Source organism: Saccharopolyspora rosea (assembly GCF_025643595.1).
Lineage (GTDB): Bacteria > Actinomycetota > Actinomycetes > Mycobacteriales > Pseudonocardiaceae > Saccharopolyspora > Saccharopolyspora rosea.
The window spans coordinates 1,846,315-1,865,443 of the sequence record NZ_CP102826.1; the positions used below are offsets into that span (position 1 = coordinate 1,846,315).

At 71.8% G+C, this 19,129-nt stretch carries 18 protein-coding genes; 16 read left to right on the forward strand and 2 right to left on the reverse strand.

Annotation, left to right across the window (positions count from 1 at the left end; translation table 11 throughout):
• Positions 1–4: 4 nt before the first annotated feature.
• The 10 genes from NV263_RS09000 (at position 5) to NV263_RS09045 (ending at position 10,920) form a co-directional block, all read left to right on the forward strand.
• Positions 5–1,507 carry an aldehyde dehydrogenase family protein gene (locus NV263_RS09000; RefSeq protein WP_263252126.1) on the forward strand — a complete coding sequence of 501 codons (1,503 nt, stop codon included), beginning with the start codon at positions 5–7 and terminating at the stop codon, positions 1,505–1,507.
• Between the two features lie 147 nt (positions 1,508–1,654).
• On the forward strand, positions 1,655–2,401 hold the full coding sequence (locus NV263_RS09005; RefSeq protein ID WP_263252128.1) for a glucose 1-dehydrogenase: 747 nt from the start codon (positions 1,655–1,657) through the stop codon (positions 2,399–2,401).
• 15 nt (positions 2,402–2,416) lie between these two features.
• A complete protein-coding gene (locus NV263_RS09010; protein WP_263252130.1) occupies positions 2,417–3,196 on the forward strand; it encodes an MlaE family ABC transporter permease in 780 nt (259 codons plus the stop codon).
• A 5-nt stretch (positions 3,197–3,201) separates the two neighbouring features.
• Positions 3,202–4,071 carry an MlaE family ABC transporter permease gene (locus NV263_RS09015; RefSeq protein WP_263252131.1) on the forward strand — a complete coding sequence of 290 codons (870 nt, stop codon included), beginning with the start codon at positions 3,202–3,204 and terminating at the stop codon, positions 4,069–4,071.
• A complete protein-coding gene (locus NV263_RS09020; protein WP_263252133.1) occupies positions 4,068–5,408 on the forward strand; it encodes an MCE family protein in 1,341 nt (446 codons plus the stop codon). The genes NV263_RS09015 and NV263_RS09020 overlap by 4 nt, the downstream gene beginning before the upstream one ends.
• Positions 5,405–6,442 (forward strand): MCE family protein, encoded by a 1,038-nt coding sequence (locus NV263_RS09025; RefSeq protein ID WP_263252135.1) that lies wholly within the window; start codon positions 5,405–5,407, stop codon positions 6,440–6,442. Before NV263_RS09020 ends, NV263_RS09025 begins: the two co-directional genes overlap by 4 nt.
• Entirely contained in the window at positions 6,427–7,455 is a 1,029-nt protein-coding gene (locus tag NV263_RS09030; protein ID WP_263252137.1) for an MCE family protein, read from the forward strand. Before NV263_RS09025 ends, NV263_RS09030 begins: the two co-directional genes overlap by 16 nt.
• Entirely contained in the window at positions 7,452–8,618 is a 1,167-nt protein-coding gene (locus NV263_RS09035) for an MCE family protein (protein WP_263252139.1), read from the forward strand. The genes NV263_RS09030 and NV263_RS09035 overlap by 4 nt, the downstream gene beginning before the upstream one ends.
• Entirely contained in the window at positions 8,615–9,766 is a 1,152-nt protein-coding gene (locus NV263_RS09040) for an MCE family protein (RefSeq protein ID WP_263252141.1), read from the forward strand. The genes NV263_RS09035 and NV263_RS09040 overlap by 4 nt, the downstream gene beginning before the upstream one ends.
• The gene (locus NV263_RS09045) at positions 9,766–10,920 is read left to right on the forward strand and encodes an MCE family protein (protein ID WP_263252143.1); all 1,155 of its coding nucleotides are present in this window, start codon (positions 9,766–9,768) and stop codon (positions 10,918–10,920) included. Before NV263_RS09040 ends, NV263_RS09045 begins: the two co-directional genes overlap by 1 nt.
• Here NV263_RS09045 and NV263_RS09050 read toward each other — a convergent pair whose 3' ends face one another.
• The gene (locus NV263_RS09050; protein ID WP_263252144.1) at positions 10,921–11,313 is read right to left on the reverse strand and encodes a RidA family protein; all 393 of its coding nucleotides are present in this window, start codon (positions 11,311–11,313) and stop codon (positions 10,921–10,923) included.
• A 101-nt stretch (positions 11,314–11,414) separates the two neighbouring features.
• Here NV263_RS09050 and NV263_RS09055 point away from each other — a divergent pair, with 101 nt between their 5' ends.
• The 3 genes from NV263_RS09055 to NV263_RS09065 all read left to right on the forward strand — a co-directional run bounded on the left by NV263_RS09055 (position 11,415) and on the right by NV263_RS09065 (position 14,608).
• Complete coding sequence (locus NV263_RS09055; protein WP_263252145.1) at positions 11,415–12,032, forward strand: LysE family translocator; 618 nt, start codon at positions 11,415–11,417, stop codon at positions 12,030–12,032.
• Positions 12,033–12,222: 190 nt separating this feature from the next.
• Complete coding sequence (gene dnaK, locus NV263_RS09060; RefSeq protein ID WP_263252147.1) at positions 12,223–14,070, forward strand: molecular chaperone DnaK; 1,848 nt, start codon at positions 12,223–12,225, stop codon at positions 14,068–14,070.
• 7 nt (positions 14,071–14,077) lie between these two features.
• A complete protein-coding gene (locus NV263_RS09065) occupies positions 14,078–14,608 on the forward strand; it encodes a nucleotide exchange factor GrpE (RefSeq protein WP_263252149.1) in 531 nt (176 codons plus the stop codon).
• Here the strand turns inward: NV263_RS09065 and thiI are convergent.
• Positions 14,598–15,809, reverse strand: coding sequence for a tRNA uracil 4-sulfurtransferase ThiI (gene thiI, locus NV263_RS09070; RefSeq protein WP_263252151.1), 1,212 nt, complete (start codon positions 15,807–15,809; stop codon positions 14,598–14,600). The genes NV263_RS09065 and thiI overlap by 11 nt on opposite strands.
• A gap of 175 nt (positions 15,810–15,984) precedes the next feature.
• On the opposite strand from thiI, the gene NV263_RS09075 reads away from it, so the two are divergent.
• From NV263_RS09075 to NV263_RS09085, 3 genes are all read left to right on the forward strand, one after another.
• On the forward strand, positions 15,985–16,749 hold the full coding sequence (locus NV263_RS09075) for an IclR family transcriptional regulator (RefSeq protein ID WP_263252153.1): 765 nt from the start codon (positions 15,985–15,987) through the stop codon (positions 16,747–16,749).
• A gap of 313 nt (positions 16,750–17,062) precedes the next feature.
• Positions 17,063–17,521, forward strand: coding sequence for a DUF2871 domain-containing protein (locus NV263_RS09080; RefSeq protein ID WP_263252155.1), 459 nt, complete (start codon positions 17,063–17,065; stop codon positions 17,519–17,521).
• Positions 17,518–19,104 (forward strand): DHA2 family efflux MFS transporter permease subunit, encoded by a 1,587-nt coding sequence (locus NV263_RS09085; RefSeq protein WP_263252157.1) that lies wholly within the window; start codon positions 17,518–17,520, stop codon positions 19,102–19,104. The genes NV263_RS09080 and NV263_RS09085 overlap by 4 nt, the downstream gene beginning before the upstream one ends.
• The last annotated feature ends 25 nt before the right edge of the window (positions 19,105–19,129 follow it).

Here is a 19,129-nt window from a genome sequence, read left to right on the forward strand (position 1 = left end):
ACCGATGACGCTCACCGTGCGGCAGCACCGCGACGACGCCGCGCTCAAGGAGGGACTGCTGCTGGTCGACGGCCAGTGGCGGCAGGGCGCGAGCACCTGGACCCACCACCACCCGGCCACCGGCGAGGAGGTCGGCACCTTCGCGGTCGCCGGCGCCGAGGACGTCGACGCCGCGGTCCGCGCCGCGCGCCGCGTCTCCGACGAGAGCCCGTGGCCGTCGATGCGCGCCGGGGAACGCTGCCGCCTGCTGCGCCGCTGCTCCGACCTGCTGCGCGAGCACGCCGACGAACTGCGCGCGTTGCAGGCGCTGGACAACGGCGTGCCGCTGTCGTTCGGCACCGTCTACGCGGCCTCGGTCGACATCGCCGCCGACGTCTTCGACCACCACGCCGGCTGGATCGACAAGGCGGGCGGCGACACCCTGCCGCCGTACCAGGGCGGCGACCACCTGGCCATGACGTTCCGCGAACCCGTCGGCGTGGTCGCCGCGATCCTGCCGTGGAACGCGCCGTTCCTGCTGTTCGCCCAGAAGCTCGCGCCCGCGCTGGCCGCCGGGTGCACCGTGGTGCTCAAACCCTCCGAGTACGCGACGTTCAGCGTGCTGCGGATGGTGGAACTGCTGCTGGAGGCCGGAGTTCCCGAGGGCGTGGTCAACGTCGTGACCGGCCCCGGCGACCCGACCGGCGAGGCCCTGATCACCCACCCGATGGTGGACAAGGTCAGCTTCACCGGCAGCCGCGAGACCGGCCGGCGCATCGTCGAGGCGTCGGCGGGGACGATGAAGCGGGTGTCGCTGGAACTCGGCGGCAAGAGCCCGGCGATCGTGTTCCCCGACGCCGACGTCGGCCTGGCGGGCATGACCACGATGGGCATGGTCACGCTCGGGCTGTCCGGGCAGGCGTGCGTCGCGCACTCCCGCGCCCTGGTGCACCGCGACGCCTACGACGAGTTCGTCGGCGCCGCCGAGATGATCGCCGGATCGGTGACCTACGGCGACCCGTTCGACCCCGCGGTGCTGTCCAGTCCGCTGATCAACGCCAAGCAGCTGGACCGCGTGGTGGGTTTCATCGAACGCGGCCAGCAGGAGGGCGCCCGGCTGGTGACCGGCGGCGGACGGCCGGACGGGGACCTCGCGGCGGGCCACTTCGTGCAGCCCACGATCTTCGCCGACGTGGACAACGCGATGACCATCGCCCAGCAGGAGATCTTCGGGCCCGTGCTGTCGGTGGTGCCGTTCGACGACGAGGACGACGCGGTGCGGATGGCCAACGACTCCGAGTACGGCCTCGGCGCCGGACTGTACACATCGGACGCCAAGCGGGCTTTCCGGGTGGCCAGGCGGATCCGCACCGGAACGGTGGGGATCAACGGCTTCAACGTCGAACCGCACCTGCCGTTCGGCGGGTTCAAGGAGTCCGGCCTGGGCCGCGAGGGCGGGCGGAGCGCCTTCGAGGCGTACACCGAGCTCAAAACCGTCCTGCTCCCGCTCGGCGACGAGATGATCTAGGGAGTGTTGCGGTAGTGCTGTGCGTGGCGGTGCCGGTTGCTTGCGTACTCGCCGAAAGAGAAAGCGGCTGTCGCCGCTTGCCACACCCCGGGCTCCGACCGGGGACCGCGCGCACGCCGCGGTAGGACGCACGGCGGAAGGAGGGGAATGAGGCTGCGGGGCAAGGTCGCGATCATCACCGGGGCCGCGCGCGGCCAGGGTGCCGCGGCGGCGCGGCGGTTCGTCGCCGAGGGCGCCCGGGTGCTGATCGGCGACGTGGCCGACGAGCAGGGCGAGGCGTTGGCCGCCGAACTCGGTGACGCCGCCGCCTACCGGCACCTCGACGTCGGCTCCGAGGAGGACTGGGCGGCAGCGGTCCGCGCCGCCGGAGCCTTCGGCCGGGTCAACGTGCTGGTCAACAACGCCGGGGTGCTGCACTTCTCGGAACTGGCCGACACCAGCCTCGCCGACTACGAGCGGGTGGTGCGGATCAACCAGACCGGCACGTTCCTGGGCATGCGCGCGGTGGTCCCGGCGATGTCCGACGGCGGCGGCTCCATCGTCAACGTGTCCTCAGTGGAGGGAATCGCCGGGATGCCGATGCTGGTGGCCTACACCGCCAGCAAGTTCGCCATCCGGGGCATGACCAAGGTCGCCGCCGTGGAACTGGGCGCGAAGGGCATCCGGGTCAACTCGGTGCACCCGGGCGTCATCGACACCCGGATGATCCACGACGCAGCGGGTGGCGAGGTGCCGCTGGACGCCATCGGCAAGCGCGTCGCGCTGCGCCGGGTGGGCCGGCCCGACGAGATCGCCGAGCTGGTGGCGTTCCTGGCTTCTGACGGCAGTTCCTACTGCACCGGCGCGGAATTCGTGGCGGACGGAGGTGCCACGGCAACGCATTCCCTGGCGTGAGGAGAGGTCTGGGAGATGAAGGCGCGCGACGGGCTCCAGACGGCGTTCGGACACGTCGGACGGATGGCCTCGCTGGGCTGGGACGTGCTGCGGGCGACCCCGCGGCGACCCTTCCAGGTGCGGGAGACCATCCAGCAGGCGTGGTTCTTCGCCAGCGTCACGATCCTGCCCACCGCACTGGTGGCGATTCCGTTCGGCGCGGTCATCGCGATGCAGCTCGGCTCCCTGACCCAGCAGATCGGCGCCCAGTCGTTCACCGGAGCCGCCAGCGCGCTGGCGATCCTGCAGCAGGCGAGTCCGCTGATCACCGCGCTGCTGGTGGCCGGGGCGGGCGGATCGGCGGTGTGCGCCGACATCGGCGCCCGCACCATCCGCGAGGAGATCGACGCGATGGAGGTGCTGGGCGTCTCGCCCGTCCAGCGGCTCATCGTGCCCCGCGTGATCGGTGCCGTCGGGGTGTCGCTGCTGCTCAACGGGATGGTCAGCGTCGTCGGCGTGCTCGGCGGCTACTTCTTCAACGTGGTGCTCCAGGGCGGCACGCCGGGCGCCTACCTGGCCAGCTTCAACGCGCTCGCGCAGCTGCCGGACCTGTGGATCAGCGAGATCAAGGCGCTGCTGTACGGGTTCGTGGCCGGGGTCGTCGCCGCCTACCGCGGACTGCACCCCGCGGGCGGTCCGAAGGGGGTGGGCGACGCGGTCAACCAGGCCGTGGTGATCACGTTCCTGCTGCTGTTCCTGATCAACCTGCTGCTCACCGGCATCTACCTGCAACTGGTGCCGCCGAAGGGGCTGTGATCCGCATGGCCGTCATCGACCCGCCCGCCGCCGCGCCCACCCCGGTGCGCCGCAAGGTCCACAACGGACTGAGGCGCCCCGGGGACGCGCTCGCCGGCCTCGGTTGGCAGCTGTCGTTCTACCTGCGCGCCCTCGCGCTGGCGCCGCTGACGCTGCGCCGCTACCCGCGCGAGACGGCGCGGTTGCTCACCGAGGTCGTGTTCGGCAGCGGTGGGCTGGCCGTCATCGGCGGCACCCTCGGCGTCATGGTCGGCATGACCGTGTGCACCGGCGCGGTCGTCGGCCTGCAGGGCTACTCCTCGCTGAACCAGCTCGGCACCTCGGCGCTGACCGGTTTCGTCGCCGCCTACTTCGACACCCGCGAGGTCGCGCCGCTGTCGGCCGGGCTGGCGCTGTCGGCGACCGTCGGTTGCGGGTTCACCGCCCAGCTCGGGACGATGCGCATCTCCGACGAGATCGACGCGCTGGAGGTGATGGGCGTGCGCAGCGTGCCCTACCTGGTGACCAGCCGGGTGCTGGCCGGGATCGCCGCGGTCATCCCGCTGTACGTGGTGGGTCTGCTCGGTTCCTACTTCGCGTCGCGGCAGATCACGGTCTACTTCTACGGCCAGTCGGCGGGCACCTACGACCACTACTTCCACCTGTTCCTGCCGCCGCAGGACGTGCTGTGGTCGTTCGGCAAGGTGATCCTGTTCAGCATCGCGGTGATCCTCACGCACTGCTACTACGGCTACACCGCCAGCGGCGGCCCCGCCGGGGTCGGCACGGCGGTGGGACGGGCCGTGCGCACCTCGATCGTGCTGGTCGCGGTGCTGGACTTCTTCCTGAGCCTGGCCATCTGGGGCTCCACGACGACCGTGCGGATCGCCGGATGATCACCACCCGCGGCAGGCGTCGCTACCAGGTGCTCGGCGTGGCGTTCCTCGTCGTCGCCGCGCTGTTCTTCGCGGGCACGATCGCCTCCTACCGCAAGGCGTTCACCCCGGTCGTCGCGGTGCGGCTGCAAACCGACCGGATCGGCAACCAGATGCGGGTGGGCTCGGACGTCAAGGCGCGCGGCGTGGTCGTCGGGGAGGTCAGCGCGGTCCACGCCAGCGGCGGTCACGCCGTGCTGGACCTCGCGCTGCGCCCGGACCGGGTGGACATGCTGCCGGCCAACGTCTCCGCCCGGCTGCTGCCGAAGACGCTGTTCGGCGAGCGCTACGTGGCCCTGGAGATCCCGCCGGACCCGCAGCCGCACCCGCTGGCCGCCGGGGACGTCATCCCGCAGGACCGCAGCTCCTCGGCGATCGAGATCGAACAGGTCCTCGGCGACCTGATGCCGGTGTTGCAGGCCGTGCGACCCGACCAGGTCGCGACCACGCTGCACGCCGTGTCGCAGGCGCTCGACGGCCGCGGCGCGCAGCTCGGCGACACGCTGGTGCAGCTCGACGACTACCTCCAGCGCATCAACCCGTCGCTGCCGCGGCTGGAGTTGGTGCTCTCCCGCGTCTCCGACGTCGCCGACACCTACGACCGGGTCGCGCCGGACCTGGCGCGGGCACTGGACGACCTCACCACGACCAGCCGGACCCTGGTCGAGCAGCGCGCCGCCCTCGGCGACATGTTCGGCACGCTCACCGGCAGTTCCGCGAACCTCAAGAGCTTCCTCGACACCAACGGGAACAACCTGATCCGGCTCTCCGGCACCTCCCTGTCCACATTGGACCTGCTGGCCGAGTACGCGCCGGAGTACCCGTGCATGCTCAACCAGTTCGCCGCCGCCATCCCCATCGCGGACAGGTCGTTCGGCAAGGGCACCGACACCCCGGACATCGCCAAGTTCACCATCGAGATCACCGGCAGCCGCGGCAAGTACCGGCCCGGCATCGACACGCCCCGCTACCTCGACCGGCGCGGCCCGCGCTGCTACCCGTTCGTCGAACCGCCGAAGACCTTCCCGCAGTACCCGCCCGGCGGTCCGGTGCAGGACGGCTCCACCTTCCCGGCCCCGCCGCGCGACCAGGTCTTCCCGTGGGCGCCACCGGCCACCACCAGCCCGCAGGCGGCGCCGGCCCCGCAGGCGGCGCCGGTGGCGAACTCGCCCGCCGAACAGCACCTGATCGGGGCGCTGATGGCTCCGCAGCTGGGCGTGCCGGCCCGCGAGGTGCCGAACTGGAGCGGCCTGCTGGTCGGCCCGGTCTACCGCGGAACGGAGGTGAACCTGCGATGAGGTCCGTGGCGTCCCCGCTGGTGAAGCTGTCGATCTTCGCCGCCGTCACGATCCTGCTGACCGGAGTGCTGGCGATGACCATCGCCGCGTCGTCGTCCAGCTCCGGCCACAGCTACCGCGCCCGGTTCGCCGACGCCTCCGGCCTGCAGGCCGGCGACGACGTGCGGATGGCCGGGGTGCGGGTCGGCCGCGTCACCGGCCTGGAGGTCGCCGACGGCCGGGACGCCCTGGTCACCTTCGACCTCGACGCCGACCGGTCGCTGCCGCGCGACGCCTCGGCCGCGGTCAAGTACCGCAACCTGGCCGGGCAGCGCTACCTGGCGCTGGACGCACCGCTGCGCGACCCGCGCGAGGTGCTGCCGCCCGGCGGGGAGATCCCGCTCCAGCGCACCCGGCCCGCGCTCAACCTGACCGCGTTGTTCAACGGCTTCAAACCGCTGTTCCAGGCGCTCTCGCCGCGCGACGTCAACCAGCTCGCCGGGGAGATCGTGCAGGTCCTGCAGGGCGAAGGCGGCACCGTCGACAGCCTGCTCGCGCACACCGCCTCGCTGACCTCCACGATCGCCCAGCGGGACCAGGTGATCGGCCAGGTCATCGACAACCTCAACGCGGTCCTGGGCACCGTCAACGACCGGGGGCCCCAACTCGGCGAACTCATCGGGGCGTTGCAGAACCTCGCCAGCGGCTACGCCCAGGAGCGCAAGCCGATCGGGGACACCATCGACTCGCTCGGCGAACTCAGCCGCACCACCTCGGGACTGCTCGAACAGGCCCGGCCGCCGCTGAAGAACGACGTCGCCCAGCTCGACCGGCTGACCCGGCTGCTCAACTCCCAGCAACCCAAGCTGGAACACGACCTGCAGACCACGCCGGGTCGGCTCAGCGCGCTCACCCGCACCGTCAGCTACGGCAGCTGGTTCAACTTCTACATGTGCCGGATCTCCGGCAAGGTCGGCATCTCGCAGCTGGGCGTCGAGGTCCCGATCATCCCGTTGCCGGCCTCGCAGATGCCCGAGAGGTGCAAGTCGTCGTGAAACCGCTGCGCAAGCGAAACCAGGCGCTGGTCGGAGTGGTGGCCGTGGTGCTGCTGTGCACCGCGACCGCGGTGGCCTTCTTCGCCAAGGACCTGCCGGTGCTGGGCGAGCGGACCTACTCGGCGTACTTCACCGAGTCCGCCGGTCTGGAACCCGGCAACGACGTGCAGATCGCCGGGGTCCGCACCGGCGAGGTGAAAGACGTGTCCCTGCAAGGCAACCGCGTCCTCGTCACGTTCACAGTGGACGGTTCGCCACCGGGCGACCGCACCCGCGCGGACATCCAGATCAAGACGCTGCTCGGCGAGAAGTTCCTCTCGCTGCGGCCGGAAGGGCGCGGCGAACTCGACGGGCCGATCCCGGTCTCCCGCACCACCTCGCCGTTCGACATCCCCGACGCGCTCACCCAGCTCACCCACACCACCGAGCAGCTCGACACCGGCAAGCTGGCGGACAGCTTCCGGGTGCTGTCCCAGAGCATGCGCGGCGCCCCCGTCGGCCAGGCCGTCGACGGGCTCTCCCGGCTCTCGCAGACCATCGCCTCGCGGGACCAGCAACTCGCCCAGCTGCTGCACGACACCAGCGGGGTCAGCAAGGTCGTCGCCGATCGGGACGACCAGGTGCGGCGGCTGATCGACGACGGCAACCTGCTGCTGTCCGAGCTCCAGCAGCGCCGCGCCGCGATCGACTCGCTGCTCACCGGCACCCAGCAGCTCGCCGGGCAGCTGCACGGGCTGGTCGCCGACCACCAGCAGCAGCTCACGCCCGCGCTCGACCAGCTCAACCGGCTCACCGACATGCTCAAGCGCAACCAGGACAACCTCGCGCGCACCATCGCCGCCATGGCGCCCTACGTGCGCGGCTTCAACAACACCGTCGGCAACGGTCGCTGGTTCGACGGCTACCTGTGCGGGTTGTTCCCGCCGCCCATCAACGCCGGTCCGCTGCAGACCAACACCAAGTCCTGCGAGGTCCCGGTCCCGACCCGCCCGATCGGAGGTGGTGGAGGATGACCCGGCCGCGCCTGCTCGGCCTCGGCATCGCGCTCCTGCTGGTGGTCACCGCCGGCCTGTGGTGGCTGTTCTCCGGCGCTGGAACGCGGATCACCGCCTACTTCGACCGCGCCGTGGGCCTGTACCCCGGCTCGGCCGTGCGGGTCCTCGGCGTCAAGGTCGGCACGATCGACCGCGTGCAACCCCGGGGCGGCACCGTCCAGGTGGACATGCACGTCGACGACGGCACCAGGGTCCCCGCCGGTGCCAAGGCGGTCGTCGTCGCGCCCAGCCTGGTCAGCGACCGCTACGTGCAGCTCACCCCGGCCTACTCCGGCGGCCCGGAACTGGCCTCGGGCGCCGTCCTCGGCCGCGACCGCACCGCCACGCCCGCCGAACTCGACGACCTCTACCGCAGCGCGAACGCGCTCGCCCAGGCGCTCGGCCCGGACGGCGCCAACCGCGACGGCGCGCTGTCCGACGTCATCGGCAGCACGGCGGGGGCGCTGCGCGGCAACGGCAAGGACCTCAACACCACGATCAAGCAGCTCGGCGACCTCGCGGGCACGCTGCAGGACAACCAGGGCGACCTGTTCTCCACAGTGGACAACCTGAACAAGTTCACCGCGACGCTGGCCGCCAGCGACCAGCAGATCCGCGAGTTCTCCGGGCGCGTCGACGACGTGACCGGGTTCCTCGCCCGCGACCGGCAGGACATGGCCGCCGCGCTCAGCTCGATGTCCGTCTCGCTGGACGAGGTGTCCCGGTTCATCAAGGACAACAGGCAGCTCGTCTCGTCCAACGTGCACAACCTGACCGGTGTCACGCAGGCCCTGGTCGACCAGCGCAAGGCGCTGTCGGAAGTGCTCGACCTCGCCCCGCTCGGCGCGACGAACTTCCTCAACGCCTACGACGCCGCCTCCGGCACCGTCGCCGTGCACGGCCAGCTCAACGAGCTGACCTTCCCGCCGGTGCTCATGGTGTGCAAGCTCGTCGAGAACAGCACGCCGGAACCGGTTCCGCAGGCGCTCAAGGACGCCTGCGACAAGCTCGCGCCGATGATCGACGGCGCGCTCAAACTCCCGTCGGTCGGCGAGACGATGTACTACCTCCAGCAGGGCAAGGCGCCGCCGCTGCCGCTGCCGCTGGTCGAGGAGTCCCGGAAAGCGGAGGGACACCCGTGATCCGCCTCGCCGCCGCGCTGCTCGCCGTGCTGCTCGCATCCGGTTGCGGCACGGGAGGCTTCTCCGGTCTCTACAACGCGCCGCTGCCCGGCGGCGCCGACCTCGGGCCGCACCCGTACCGGGTCACCGCGCGCTTCGCCGACGTGCTGGACCTGGTGCCGCAGAACAGCGTCAAGGTCAACGACGTCGCCGTCGGCCGGGTGGAGCGCATCGACCTCAGCCGGGACAACACCACGGCAGTGGTCACCATGGCGGTCAACGGCGACGTGCGGCTGCCCGCGAACGCCGACGCCCGGCTGCGCCAGTCCAGCCTGCTCGGTGAGAAGTTCGTCGAACTCGCCGCACCGACCGGCCGGCCCGCGCGCGGCGAACTGCGCGACGGCGCGGTCATCCCGTTGGAGCGCACCAACCGCAACCCGCAGGTGGAAGAGGTCCTCGGCGCGTTGTCGATGCTGCTCAACGGCGGGGGAGTGGGCCAGCTGCAGGACATCGTCCGGGAGCTCAACCACGCGTTCACCGGCAACGAGGCGCAGATCCGCTCGCTGCTGGGCGATCTCGACGAGACCGTGACGCGGCTGGACGCCCAGCGGGCGAACATCACCCGCGCCATCGACGCGCTGAACCGGCTGTCCGGGACGCTGCGCGGGCAGACCGGTCAGGTGGCCAACGCGCTGGACGACCTCGGCCCGGGGCTGAAGGTCCTGGACGACCAGCGCGGCCAGCTCGTCGGCATGCTCCAGGCCCTGGACCAGCTGTCCGGGGTGGCGGTGCGGACCGTCGACGCGAGCCGCGACGACCTCGTCGGCGACCTGCGGGCGCTCGGGCCGACGCTGCAGAAGCTCGCCGACACCGGGACCCAGCTGCCCGCCGCGATCGGGTACCTGGCCACCTACCCGTTCCCGGAGTACGCGATGAAGCCGCTCAAGGGCGACTTCGTCAACGCCGACGTCCGCTTCGACCTGGACCTGAGTTCGATCGTGCAGAACCTGGCGCGCTCGTCCGGGCCGCTGATCCCCATCCCGGGCCTGTCCGACTCCGGCCAGTCCAAGACCGGTCAGCAGCCGGGGCGCACGCCCCCGGAGTCGCAGTCCCCGACACCGCAGGCCCCGGGGCTACCGCTGCCGCTGCCGCTGGGAGGTGGTCGGTGATGTTCAGCCGCAAGACCAAGGTGCGGCTCGGGCTGTTCCTGGTGATCGCGGTCATCGGCATCGGCTACACCGGTGCTCGCTACGCCGGGCTGGACCGGTTCGTCGGAGCGAGCGGCTACACCGTCACGGCCGAACTGCCCGACTCCGGCGGGTTGTTCACCAACGCCGAGGTCACCTACCGCGGGGTCGCCGTGGGCCGGGTCTCGGACATGCGCCTGACGCGCACCGGCATGGCCGCCGAGCTGCACATCGACGACTCCGCCCCGCCGATCCCGGCGTCGGCGCGCGCCGTGGTCGCCAACCGCTCCGCGGTCGGCGAGCAGTACCTCGACCTGCGGCCGGGCGACGACCGGGGCCCCTACCTCGCGGCCGGAGCGGTCCTGCCGCAGGACCGCTCGGAAACCCCGCCCGCACCGGAGTCGCTGCTGCTCAACCTGGACCGCCTGGTCTCCAGCGTCCCCGTCGACGACATGCGCACCGTCGTCGACGAGGTGGGCACCGCCTTCAACGGCACCGGCGGCGACCTGCAACGCCTGCTGGACGCCACCGGGTCGGTGACCCGCACGGCGCAGCAGCACCTGCCGCAGACCACCGGCCTGCTCGACAACAGCGACGTCGTGCTGCGCACCCAGCAGGACCAGGCCGAGCACATCGAATCGTTCAGCAGCGGCATCCGGGACCTGTCCGACCAGCTCAAGCGGTCCGACCCCGACCTGCGCCGACTGATCCGCAACGCGCCGACCGCCGGTCGCGAGGTGGACGGCCTGCTGCGCGACACCGGCACCGACTTCGGCGTGGTGGTCGCCAACATGCTCACCACCATGAAGATCACCGAGGTCCGCCGTCCCGCGCTGGAGCAGACCCTGGTCGCGCTCCCGGTGGTCTCGGCGTTCTCGCACTCGGTGTCCCCGGACGGCCGCGGTCACCTCGGCCTGGTCTTCAACTTCTTCAACCCGATCGCCTGCACCCGCGGCTACGAGGGCACCCCGCGGCGCACGGGCAGCGACACCAGTCCGGGCCCGACGAACACCGACCTGCGCTGCGCCGAGCCACCGGACAGCCCGATCAGCGTCCGGGGCTCGCAGAACGCCCCACGAGCCCCGGTCCCGGACCCGGTCCCGCACCCGCCGCCGCTCGTGCTGCCCGGCGGCTGATCAGCCGATGACGGCGTCCACCTCGACCTCGACGAGCCACTCCGGGTCGACGAACCGCGACACCTCGACGAACGTGCACGCGGGCCGCACCTCGGCGAACAGCTCGCCGTGCGCCCGCGCCGCCTCCTCCCACCGCGCGATGTCGGTGAGCATGATCCGCGTGCGCACCACGTCGCCCAGCGAAGCACCCGCCTCGGCCAGCGCCCGCTCGGCGATCTCGAAGCACCGCACGGTCTGGCCGTGCACGTCCCCGGGGGCCGCCGTGGAACCGTTCTCGGCGATCGGCGCGGTCCCGGCCACGGCCACCTGGTTCCCGGCGCGCACCGCCCGCGAGAACCCGATCCGCGGCTCCAGCGGGGACCCCGACGCCACGATCTGTCGCTCAACGCCCATGCGCCGAGGATGCCACCCGGACGATCAGCGGGAGGGACCTTCCCGTCGAACGTGGTCGTCGTCATAACGCTCTGCGGCGTCCCGCGCACCAGACTGGGGCGGTGTTCGCGCAGTTGATGGTGGCAGTGGGCGTGCTGGCGTTGTTGACGGTCGTGCCCGGCCCGGACATGGCCGTGGTGACGAAGCGGGCGGTGTCGTCCGGCTGGGCCGACGGGTTGCGGACCGCCGGGGGGATCGCGGCCGGACTGCTCGTCTGGGGCGTGCTGACCGTCGCCGGGCTGGCCGCGGTGCTCGCCGCCTCCGCGGAGGCGTACCTGGTGGTGAAGGTGCTGGGCGCGGCGTACCTGCTGTTCCTCGGTGCGCAGGCGCTGTGGCGGAGCCGCCGCGGCGCCCCGGTGGCGGCGGAACCGGGCAGGCGGGTCTCGGGCGGGCCGTGGCGGACCGGTCTGGTCAGCAACGTGCTCAACCCGAAGATCGCGGTGTTCTACACCAGCCTGCTGCCGACGCTGGCGCCGAGCGGTGTTCCCCCGGCGCTGGGCATGGCGCTGCTCGTGCTGCTGCACGCCGTCCTGACCTCCGCGTGGCTCGCCGGGTACGTCTACCTGCTGCACCGCGCCCGGTCGGTGTTCGAACGACCCGGCGTGCGACGGGCGCTGGAGCGGGTCACGGGTGTCGTGCTGATCGGGTTCGGCATCCGGGTGGCAGCAGCGAGCAATTAGCCCGGTCGGCAAGTGATTTTCCCACCACTTCCCCGATCTTCGCTCTCGGGTCCGCTGTGGACGGTCGGTGTCGGGCTGGCGTTCGCCCTGTTCACGACCAGGTGGACGCCTCGGGCGGGGTTTCCCATACTGAGGTCGAGGGGCCTCGCGGAACCGGCTCGTGACCGGGCCGGTCGGAGAGGAGTGCGTGATGGGGCGCGTGGTTGGCATCGACCTGGGGACCACGAACTCGGTGGTCGCCGTGCTGGAGGGCGGCGAGCCCACGGTGATCGCGAATTCGGAGGGTTCGCGGACCACGCCGTCGGTGGTGGCGTTCGCGAAGAACGGTGACCTGCTCACGGGGCAGCCGGCGAAGAACCAGGCGGTCACCAACGTCGACCGCACCATCCGGTCGGTCAAGCGGCACATGGGCACCGACTGGAAGGTCGAGATCGACGGCAAGCAGTACACGCCGCAGGAGATCAGCGCCCGCGTGCTGATGAAGCTCAAGCGGGACGCGGAGAGCTACCTGGGCGAGGAGGTCACCGACGCGGTGATCACCGTTCCCGCCTACTTCGACGACTCGCAACGCCAGACGACGAAGGAGGCCGGTCAGATCGCCGGCCTGAACGTGCTGCGGATCATCAACGAGCCGACGGCGGCCGCGCTGGCCTACGGCCTGGAGAAGGGCGAGAAGGAGCAGACCATCCTGGTCTTCGACCTCGGTGGTGGCACCTTCGACGTGTCGCTGCTCGAAGTCGGCGAGGGGCTCGTGGAGGTCAAGGCGACCTCCGGGGACACCCACCTCGGTGGTGACGACTGGGACGAGCGGGTCGTCGAGTGGCTGGTCGACAAGTTCAAGGCGTCGCACGGGATCGACCTGACCAAGGACCGGATGGCCATGCAGCGGATCAAGGAAGCCGCGGAGAAGGCCAAGATCGAACTCTCGGCGTCGTCGCAGACCAGCATCAACCTGCCCTACATCACCGTCGACGCGGACAAGAACCCGCTGTTCCTGGACGAGACGCTGTCCCGGGCCGAGTTCGAGCGGATCACCTCCGACCTGCTGGAGCGCTGCCGCAAGCCGTTCCACAACGCGGTGCGGGACGCGGGCATCAAGGTCGCCGACATCAACCACGTCGTCCTGGTGGGCGGGGCGACGCGGATGCCCGCGGTGACGAACCTGGTGCGCGAGCTGACCGGCGGCAAGGAGCCGAACAAGGGCGTCAACCCGGACGAGGTCGTGGCCGTGGGCGCCAGCCTGCAGGCCGGTGTGCTGCGCGGTGAGGTCAAGGACGTCCTGCTGCTGGACGTGACCCCGCTGTCGCTGGGCATCGAGACCAAGGGCGGGATCATGACCAAGCTCATCGAGCGCAACACCACGATCCCGACCAAGCGCTCGGAGACCTTCACCACCGCCGACGACAACCAGCCCTCGGTGCAGATCCAGGTCTTCCAGGGCGAGCGCGAGATCGCCGCGCACAACAAGAAACTGGGCAGCTTCGAGCTGACCGGCATCCCGCCGGCGCCGCGCGGCGTGCCGCAGATCGAGGTCACCTTCGACATCGACGCCAACGGCATCGTGCACGTCAACGCCAAGGACCTCGGCACCGGCAAGGAGCAGTCCATCAAGATCAGCGGTGGTTCGGCGCTGCCGAAGGAGGACATCGACCGGATGGTCAAGGACGCCGAGGTCCACGCGGAGGAGGACAAGAAGCGCCGCGAGGAGGCGGAGACCCGCAACCAGGCCGAGACGCTGGTCTACCAGACCGAGAAGGTCCTCACCGACAACGCCGACAAGATCCCGGCGGACACCCGCGAACAGGTGCAGGCCGCGATCAAGGAGGTCAACGAGGCCCTCAAGGGCGACGACGTGGCCCGCGTCCGCTCGGCCATGGACGACCTGGCGGCCCGGTCCCAGGCCATCGGCCAGGCGATGTACGGCAAGCAGGCCACCGGCACCGACACCGGGGCCACCACGGGGGACACCGGTGGTTCCGGCGGTGAGGACGTGGTCGACGCCGAGGTCGTCGACGACGAGGAGCGCGGCAAGGACTGACCGGGGCATGGACCGCACGCGCCTGCCACTGCCCTTCGTGCCGGTGCTCGGCGGCCACCGGCCGCGCCCGGTCGACGCGCCCACCGGTCCCGAACGCCCGGCGACCGGGACCGGGGACGCGGAACGGCTGCGCGCCGAACGCGACGAGTACCTGGACGCGCTGCGGCGGCTGGCCGCCGAGTTCGACAACTACCGCAAGCGGATGCTGCGCGAGCAGACCGCACACCTCGACCGCGCCGCCGAGGACGTGATCCGCCGCCTGCTGCCGGTGCTGGACACCCTGGAGCTGGGCGCCCGGCACGCCCCGGAGACCTTCGGACCGGTGCACCGGCAGCTGCTGGACAGCCTCGCCGCCGAGGGGCTGAGCACCGTCGACCCGCTCGGCGCGGAGTTCGACCCGGATGAGCACCAGGCCGCCGAGCACGACCCGGTGGTGCCCCTGCACCGCGCGCGACCCGTGGTCACCGCCGTGCTGCGGCCCGGTTACCGGCTGCGCGGCCGCCTGCTGCGGCCCGCGCTGGTGCGGGTCAGCGGGTGACCGCCTCGCAGCTCGCGACCGGCGCCGAAGCCCCTTCGACCTCCATGACCTGCACGTTCGACAGCACCTGGGAGACCAGGTCGTCGACGCCGACGCGGGTTTCGACCTTGCTCAGCTGTTCGGTCGTGGTCCGGGTCGCCACGTGCGGCGGCATGATCAGGCTGCAGCAGTCCTCGTCCGGCAGCACCGAGATGTCGTAGGTGCCGATGCGCCGGGCCTCGGCGATGATCTCCTCCTTGTCCCAGGACACCAGCGGGCGCAGCATCGGCAGCGAACTGGCCTGCTCGGTGGTGGCCATGTTGCTCAGCGTCTGGCTGGACACCTGGCCGAGGCTGTCCCCGGTGATCAGCGCCCGCGCCCCGAGCCGCCGGGCCAGCTCGTCGGCGACCCGCACGAACAGCCGCCGCTGCGCGACGATCTGCAGCTGCCCCGCCCCGGCGGTGGCCAGCGCGCGCTGCGCCTTGCCGACCGGCACCACGTGCAGCCGCGAGTCGGCCTGGAACCGGCTGAGCCGGCGCACCAGCGCGTAAGCCTTGTACGTCGAGGACGGACCGGTGAACGGCGCGCCGGTGAAGTGCACGAAGTCGCAGCGCAGCCCGCGCCGCATCATCCGGTACGCGGCGACCGGGGAGTCGTAGCCGCCCGACAGCAGCGACAGCGCGTGACCGCTGCACCCGACCGGCAGGCCGCCCTGGCCGCGCAGGTGCTCGACGGACACGAAGATCTCCCGCCAGTCGACCTCGACGACGACCTCGACCTCCGGATCGTCCAGGTCCACCGGCCACCCCAGCCGATCGCACACATGCTGCCCGATGTGCGCGGCGACCTGGGAGGAGGTCATCCGGAAACCCTTGTCCCGGCGCCGCGCGCGGATGGCGAACCGGCGGACGTCGCCGCCGAAGCGCTCGCGCAGCATCCGCACGGCGGCGCGCGCCGCGTCCTCGGGGTCCTTGGACACCCGCACGCCCGGCTGCACGACGCTGATCCCGATCACTTCCCGGGCCCGCTCGACCAGTTCGTCGATCGGACCGGAGGTGGTGAGCACCGCCACTCCCGAGCGCCGTTCGACGTGCACCCGCGGGTCGACCTCGGTGACGGCGCGTGTCAGGTTGCGCAGCAGGTGCCGCTCGAAGGTGCCGCGGTTGCGGCCCTTGATCGCGATCTCACCGTGCTTGAGCAGCACGCACGGCTGCGGCGCCATGCACTTCCACCTTCCGCCTTTGACGTGTTCGTGCCGTTCGAGCATACGACCCGCCGGTCCAGGCACGGACGGGTACATGAGGAGGGGATCCCCGGAGCCGAGACGGCCGCTGAGTGCCTGTCTTTGGGCTCGTTGTGCGCGGCGGTGCCGGTAGCGGAACCTCTAGAATTCCGGTGTGAAGAACAAACCGCCGTACCCGCTCGCCTCGGTCGACAACGCGCTGCTGCTGGTGCAGATGCTCCGCGACCAGGGCGCGCTGCGGGTCAGCGAGGCGGCGGAGGAACTGGGCATCGCCCGGTCGACCGCGCACCGCCTGCTGTCCATGCTGGTGTACCGGGACTTCGCCATCCAGGACGACCGGCGCACCTACGTGCCGGGCCCGGCGCTGGCCGCCGCGCACGTGGCCGGGCAGCCGAACCAGTTGCTGCGCACCGTGCTGCTGCCGCACATGGACGCGCTGTGCGAACGCGTGCAGGAGACCGTGAACCTGGTGGTCAGGGTGGGCGCGCAGGCGCGTTTCCTGGCCAGCGTCGAGTCGGCGCAGCTGCTGCACGTGGGCGACCGGCGCGGCACGATCCTGCCCGCGCACCTGTCGTCCGGGGGCAAGGCGCTGCTGGCCGAGCTGGACCGCGAGCGGTTGGAACAGCTCTACCGCCCCGGCCAGGCCGCGGCGGTGCTGCCCGACCGGCAGTGGCGTTCGCTGCTGCGCGAGCTGAGATCCGTGCGGGCTCAGGGCTACGCGGTGAACCGTGAGCAGACCGAAACCGGTGTGTGCGCGGTGGGGATGTGCGTGCACGACGCCGCCGGATCGGCCGTGGCGGCGCTGACGGTCTCGGCGCCGTCGGCGCGGCTGGGCGCCGAGCGGATCCCGGCGCTGGCCCGGGACCTGCGCGCCGCCGTGGCCGGCGGCGAAGCCGACGTGCGGGCGGCGGAACTCTGACCCCGCGTCCACCGAATTCTGCTCTGCGGAACAGATCGGGGCCCGCCGCCCCGGGACCGGGGGCGTCACTGCGGCCCCGCCGCGTCGAGCGCGCGGAAGGCCGCTTCGACGGCGGCCAGACCGGTGCCCGGGGAGACGGCGGTCCCCACCTTTGTGCGGAAGACACCGGACGCAAGCGGGGCAGGCCCGATCAAGGACGCGCAACCGGGTGTGCGCATCGACCGTCCGGTTGATTTCCGGGTGCTGCTTCCGTGGCCCGAGGACCGATCCGCGGGGCGATGTGGCGGCCGTCGGCGGTGGCGATGCTGGGGGCATGGCGGAAGAACCAGAAGCGACATCCGGACTCGACAAGCTCTACTGGGCCGCACTGGGCTATGCGGTGCTCGGCCTGCTCGCCGGCCTGTACTACCGGGAGTTCACCAAGGCGCTGGGATTCACCGGCGACACCCAGCTGGCGGTGGTGCACACCCACCTGCTGGCGCTGGGAATGCTGTTCTTCCTGGTCGTGCTGGCCCTGGACAAGGCGTTCTCGATCTCCGGGAACCGGCTGTTCACCCTGTTCTTCTGGTTCTACAACGCGGGCCTGCTGGTCACCGCCGCGACGATGTTCGCGCACGGCACGCTGACCGTGCTGGGGCGCCCGTCCTCGGCGGCGATCTCCGGTATCGCCGGGCTCGGCCACGTGCTGCTCACCGTCGGCCTGGTCCACCTGTTCCTCGCCCTGCGCAGGAGCCTCGTCGGCGCGACGGCCGAGCGCGAAGCCGCGCGATGAGCGCCGTCCGTCGCAAGTGGACGGCGCTGGCGGTGCTGGCCACCGGGCTGTCCGTGATCGTCGTGGACGGCACGATCGTCGGGGTGTCGCTGCCGGTCATCGTCGGCGACCTCGGGTTGGACCTCAGCGATGCCCAGTGGGTCACCAGCCTGTACTCGGTGGTGTTCGCCGCGCTGCTGCTGACCGCCGGGCGGCTCGGGGACCGGTGGGGCAGGCGCCGCCTGTTCGTCGCCGGCGTCGTGGTGTTCGCGGCCGGCAGCCTGCTGGCGGCCCTCGCCGGCGGCGCCGCCGGGCTGATCACCGCGCGCGTGGTGCAGGGCGTGGGCGGCGCCGGGGTGCTGCCCGCCACGCTGTCCACTGTGAACGCGGTGTTCCGCGGGCGGGACCGGGTGGTCGCGTTCGCCGTGTGGGGTTCGGTGATCTCGGGCATGGCCGCGGTCGGCCCGCTGCTCGGCGGTTGGCTGACCGGCTCGCTGAGCTGGCGGTGGATCTTCCTGGTCAACCTGCCGATCTCGGTGCTGGTGCTGGTCGGAACCGCCTTCGCCGTCCCGGAGACCCGGGAGCGCGTGGTCGAACCGGGACGCGACGTCGTCGGGCTGCTGCTGAGCGTGCTCGGGTTCGGCGCGGTCGTGTTCGCGGTGATCGAGGGCGCCGCGCTCGGCTGGTGGCGACCCACCGGGGAACTGCGCGTGCTCGGCCTGGTGTGGCCGGTGACCGCGCCGGTCTCGGCGGTGCCGGTGGCCGCGGTCGCCGGCGTGGCGTGCCTGCTCGCGTTCGTGCTGTGGGAGCGGCGCCGCGCCCGGCTCGGCAGGTCGGCGATCCTGGACCTCGGCCTGTTCGCGACGCCGACGTTCCGGTGGGGAAACCTGACCGCGCTGGCGGTCGCCGTCGGCGAGTTCGGCCTGCTCTTCGTGCTGCCGCTGTTCCTGGTCGACGTGCTCGCGCTCGGTCCGATGGGCGCGGGGCTGGTGCTGGCGGCGATGGCCGTCGGCGCGTTCCTCGCCGGGGGAGCGGCCCGGCACCTGGCCGCGCGGCTGGGGCCGCCGAAGGTCGTCGTGGTCGGACTGCTGCTGGAACTGCTCGGTGTCGTCGCGGTCGCCGCGTCCGTGGCGCGCGAGGAGCCGCCGTGGCTGCTCGCCGTGCTGCTGGTCGGCTACGGCGCCGGGCTCGGCCTGGCTTCGGCGCAGCTGACCGGGACGACGCTGGTCGACATCCCCGCCGACCGGTCCGGTCAGGGTTCGGCGACGCAGAGCACGGTGCGCCAGCTCGGCGCGGCGCTGGGCACGGCGCTGGCCGGTGCGGTGCTGTCCTGGGGGCTGGGCAGCGCGGTCGAGACCGACCTGCGCGCGGCGCACGTGCCGCCGCCGGTCGCCGCCCGCCTGGCGGCGGTGACCCGGGACTCGGCGGGCGGCGTGATCGCGGCGCTGCGCGAGCACCCCGCTCCCGGCCCGGACGTCGTTCCCGCGCTGGCCGACGGGTTCAGCTCGGCGACCCGGGGGGCAGTGCTGACCACCGGCGCCTTCCTCGCGCTCGGCCTCGTCGGCGCCACCCGCGTCGCCGTCGCAGCAGCGCGGCGGTCGTAACATCGCCGACCGAGGACTCCGGGGA